This is a genomic window from Brevundimonas sp. UBA7838 (assembly GCF_002500885.1).
GTDB lineage: Bacteria > Pseudomonadota > Alphaproteobacteria > Caulobacterales > Caulobacteraceae > Brevundimonas > Brevundimonas vesicularis_C.
Genome location: NZ_DLTK01000017.1, coordinates 1 through 3,927 on the forward strand (window position 1 = coordinate 1; position 3,927 = coordinate 3,927).

Sequence of the window (3,927 nt, forward strand, 5' to 3'; positions counted from 1 at the left end):
CCCGCGACGGCCGTGACCTGGGCGCCGCCGTCCTGGTCTCGCAGCGTCGCCCCATAGGACAGCACCGACTGGGCCCCGACGACCACGGGCTGATCAGCGGGCGTCTCGACCGCCAGCGACGTGGTCGCCTCGCGGCCCCCGCGCAGATAGGAGACGCTGAGGTCAGAGCCCGGCGCGGCGATGCCGATAGTGGCGTTAACCGAGCCGGCGTTGGCGACGGGACGGCCCTGGATCCGGGTGATGACGTCGTTATGGCGCAGGCCCGCGCGTTCGGCCGGCGATCCCGGCGCGACATCGGCGACGACGGCCCCACGCACGATGCCCAGATGCAGGTCGCGCGCGCGCTCGGCGTTCAGGGAGCCGAAGATGGCGCCGGTCGCGCCGCGCTTGACCTCGCCGTTCTTCTTCAACTGGTCGGCGACGTAGAGCATGATCCGCGTCGGCACGGCGAAGGCGATGCCGTCGTTGCCGCCGCCAAGGCCTCCTGACAGGATCGAGGTGTTGATGCCGATCAGCCGGCCCCGGCTATCCAGCAGCGGCCCGCCGGAGTTGCCCGAATTTACGGCCGCGTCGGTCTGGATGTAGTCCTCGACCGCATCGCCCAAGCCTGAGCGGTTCAGGCCCGAGATGACGCCCATGGTCAGGGTCTGGTCCAGGCCCAGCGGATAGCCGACCGCGAAGGCCAGGTCGCCGGTGCGCAGGGTGTCGGAATCCACCGTCGGGACCTGTTTGAGGTTCAGCGGCCGACCGTCAGGCGTGATGCGAAGCACGGCGATGTCGGTCGCCTTGTCCGCCCCCACCAGCACGGCGTCGAACAACCGACCGTCCGTCAGATCGACGGTGAACTTTCGCCCGCCCTCGACGACGTGATTGTTGGTGATCACAAGCCCCTCGGCCGCATCGACGATGACGCCGGAACCGGAGGCGTAGGGTTTGGGATCGGCCGCATCCGAACTGGGACCGCGCGACTGGCCCAGGGTCGTGACCTGAACCACCGCCGGAAGCGAGCCCTCGAGCCCCGACGAGAAGCTGAAGACGCCGCGCCGGGCGTCATAGGGCAGGCCTGCCGCGCCCGATTGCGCCAGCACCGGCGTCGCCGAGGCCATCAGGGCCAGGGCGACGGCCATGGAAGAGGCGGGCGATAGGCGGATCGGCATGGGCATTTCCTTGATCGAACGCCGACCCTAGACCGAGTTTTCATTTCTGACGATGGGTCTGAAGCGGGCAGGTCGCGTGTCGGTCACGTCCAATGAACAGATCGCGATGGGGGTTGCGTCGCCAGCCGTCCGGCGTGACCATGGTCTTACGGGAACAGGGAAGGCCGCCGCCATGAGTCAGACGACGATCGACCGCCGCCATTCGGGCTCGGCCCCGTTCGACCGCCTGTTCCGCGACCACCCGCGCGAGGTCGAGGAGTCCTATCTGCAGCATATGGCCGCCTCGGCCGGCTTCGGCTTCAAACTGCTGGGTCTGGCGGGCGCCGCCTTCGCCCACGCGATCGTGCCGGGCGTTCACAAGGCTACCGTTTCGACCGCCATCCGCAGCATGGCCAAGGACATGGGCGGTCGGGCCGAGGAGGCGCGCGAGACCCGGATGCGCGACGCCGGCGTCTGGGACGTGGGCCTCTAGGCGGTCGAATCCGCCCCGGCCATGCAATCGCCGGGATCCGTGCTATATAGGCCGGCTCAACCTCACGCAGGATCGCCGCCTTGAGCATCACGCTCGATCTTTCGCGCGTCTCTAACGCGCCCGCCGTCAAGGCGCCCGTCAACCTCAGCGGTCTGACGCGCGCCGGCCTGCGCCAGGCCCTGATCGACGCGAACGTCTGTCCGCCCGAGAAGGCCAAGATGCGCGCCAGCCAGGTCTGGAGCTGGATCCACCACTATGGTGTGACCGAGTTTTCGGCCATGAGCAATGTCGCCAAGGACATGCAGGCCAAGCTGGCCGAGCATTTCACCCTGGCCCGCCCCGAGGTCGTCGAGCGCCAGGTGTCCAAGGACGGCACGCGCAAATGGCTGATCCGCACCGCGCCGGGCATCGAGATCGAGACCGTCTATATCCCCGACGTGGGCCGGGCCGGCGCCCTGTGCGTGTCCAGCCAGGTCGGCTGCACCCTGAACTGCACCTTCTGCCACACCGGCACGCAGAAGCTGGTGCGCAACCTGACCGCCGCCGAGATCGTGGCCCAGGTTCAGGTCGCGCGCGACGACCTGGAGGAATGGCCGTCGCCCAAGGAAGACCGGCGCCTGTCCAACATCGTCTTCATGGGCATGGGCGAGCCGCTCTACAATCTGGACCACGTCGCCGACGCCATCGACATCATCTCGGACAACGAGGGCATCGCCCTGTCGCGCCGTCGGATCACCGTGTCGACCTCGGGCGTCGTGCCGCAGCTGCAGGCCTTGGGCGACCGCACGGCGGCCATGCTGGCCATCAGCCTGCACGCCACCAACGACGCACTTCGCGACGTGCTGGTGCCGCTGAACAAGAAGTACCCGCTGGACCAGCTGATGACGGCGATCAGGGCCTATCCCGGCCTGTCGAACGCGCGGCGGGTGACGTTCGAATACGTCATGCTGAAGGGCGTCAACGATAGCCCCGAAGAGGCGCGCGCCCTGCTGAAGCTGATCGAGGGCATTCCGGCCAAGATCAATCTGATCCCGTTCAACCCCTGGCCCGGCGTCGAATACGAATGCTCGGACTGGAAGACGATCGAACGCTTCGCCGCCATCCTGAACAAGGCCGGCTACGCCTCGCCCATCCGCACCCCCCGCGGCCGCGACATCCTGGCCGCCTGCGGTCAGCTGAAGTCGGAAAGCGAGAAGATCAGGGCTTCTGCTCTGCGGAAGGCGGAGCAAGCGGCGGCCTGAGCCTGATGCCCTCCATTGATGAGAGGGCACAACCTTTGGACACATAATGTCACGCAGTGTGTCCCCGGCGCGCTTGCGGATTGGGGCGACAATCGGGCAAGGCGTCTGGGCATGGACCCCTCCTTGTCGAACGTCCTTTCCAGCGCCGAGGTGCAGGCTTTCGCCTCGGGCTTCCCGGTCATGGTGATGCACCTGATCGTGACCCTGCTGCTGCTCGCGGCGGGGGCGACGGTCTATGCGCTGCTGACGCCGTGGAACGAGGTCGCCCTGATCCGTCAGGGCAATGTCGCCGCCGCCATCGCCTTCGCGGGCATTCTGGTGGGGTTGGCGGTGCCGCTGGCGGTGTCGCTGGCGGTGTCGACCTCGGTGCGCGACATCGCCATCTGGGGCGTGGCGACCGTGGTGCTGCAGCTTCTGGCCTTCCGGGTCGTGGACCTGCTGCTGACGGGCCTGCCGGAGCGGATCCGCCACGGCGAGATTTCGGCGGCGGTGGTGCTGCTGGGCGCCAAGCTGGCGACGGCCGTGATCCTGTCCGCCGCGCTGACCGGCTGATCGGCCGGAGCGATGCAGTTTCCCCGCCTGCCGGACTGGGCCATCTATGGAGCGGTGGCGGCCGTGTTTTTGGCGGTGTCCCTGGGGCGACGCGAGAACGCCGATGCGCCGCCGGTCGCGGAGGCCGACGCCGATGTGGCCGAGGGCGCGCTGTTGGGCCCCATCACCCCCTTTGACGCCGCCGTAACCGTCGATGCGGGCGAGGCGCCGTTCAAGCCGTCGTCGGGCACGGCCTTCTCCATCGCAGGACGGGGGCGCTGGGTGACGGCGCGCCATGTCGTCGAAGGGTGCCGCAAGCCGGCGCTGGTGGTCGGCGAGGGGCGGGCGGTCGCAGCCGACGTCCGTCTGGCGCCGCGCGCCGACGTCGCCTTGCTGATCACCGACGGCGGTCCCGCAGCGCTGCCGGTGGCGGTCGAGGCGCCGCTGCGCAAGGGTCAGCGCGCCTTCCATCCGGGCTTTCCTCAGGGGCGTCCCGGCGAGGTGACATCACGCCTGCTGGGGCGCG

General features: G+C 68.7%; 5 protein-coding genes. 4 read left to right on the plus strand and 1 reads right to left on the minus strand.

The window, feature by feature from the left end; translation table 11 throughout:
- Nucleotides 1–1,157 (minus strand): S1C family serine protease (locus B3T77_RS00865; protein WP_292076183.1); only part of this gene is annotated, 1,157 nt, incomplete at its 3' end.
- 172 nt (nucleotides 1,158–1,329) lie between these two features.
- Here B3T77_RS00865 and B3T77_RS00870 point away from each other — a divergent pair.
- The 4 genes from B3T77_RS00870 to B3T77_RS00885 form a co-directional block, all read left to right on the plus strand.
- On the plus strand, nucleotides 1,330–1,629 hold the full coding sequence (locus B3T77_RS00870; RefSeq protein ID WP_292076185.1) for a DUF6356 family protein: 300 nt from the start codon (nucleotides 1,330–1,332) through the stop codon (nucleotides 1,627–1,629).
- Nucleotides 1,630–1,709: 80 nt separating this feature from the next.
- The gene (gene rlmN / locus B3T77_RS00875; RefSeq protein ID WP_292076188.1) at nucleotides 1,710–2,870 is read left to right on the plus strand and encodes a 23S rRNA (adenine(2503)-C(2))-methyltransferase RlmN; all 1,161 of its coding nucleotides are present in this window, start codon (nucleotides 1,710–1,712) and stop codon (nucleotides 2,868–2,870) included.
- A gap of 111 nt (nucleotides 2,871–2,981) precedes the next feature.
- Nucleotides 2,982–3,422, plus strand: a complete 441-nt coding sequence (locus B3T77_RS00880; RefSeq protein WP_292076190.1) for a DUF350 domain-containing protein — start codon at nucleotides 2,982–2,984, stop codon at nucleotides 3,420–3,422.
- 12 nt (nucleotides 3,423–3,434) lie between these two features.
- A partial coding sequence (locus B3T77_RS00885; RefSeq protein ID WP_292076193.1) for a S1 family peptidase occupies nucleotides 3,435–3,927 on the plus strand: 493 nt, incomplete at its 3' end.

Bases quoted from the DNA above. Each gene is read 5' to 3' on its own strand.
- B3T77_RS00870 (WP_292076185.1), top strand. From the start codon at position 1,330: ATGAGTCAGACGACGATCGACCGCCGCCATTCGGGCTCGGCCCCGTTC.
- B3T77_RS00880 (WP_292076190.1), top strand. From the start codon at position 2,982: ATGGACCCCTCCTTGTCGAACGTCCTTTCCAGCGCCGAGGTGCAGGCT.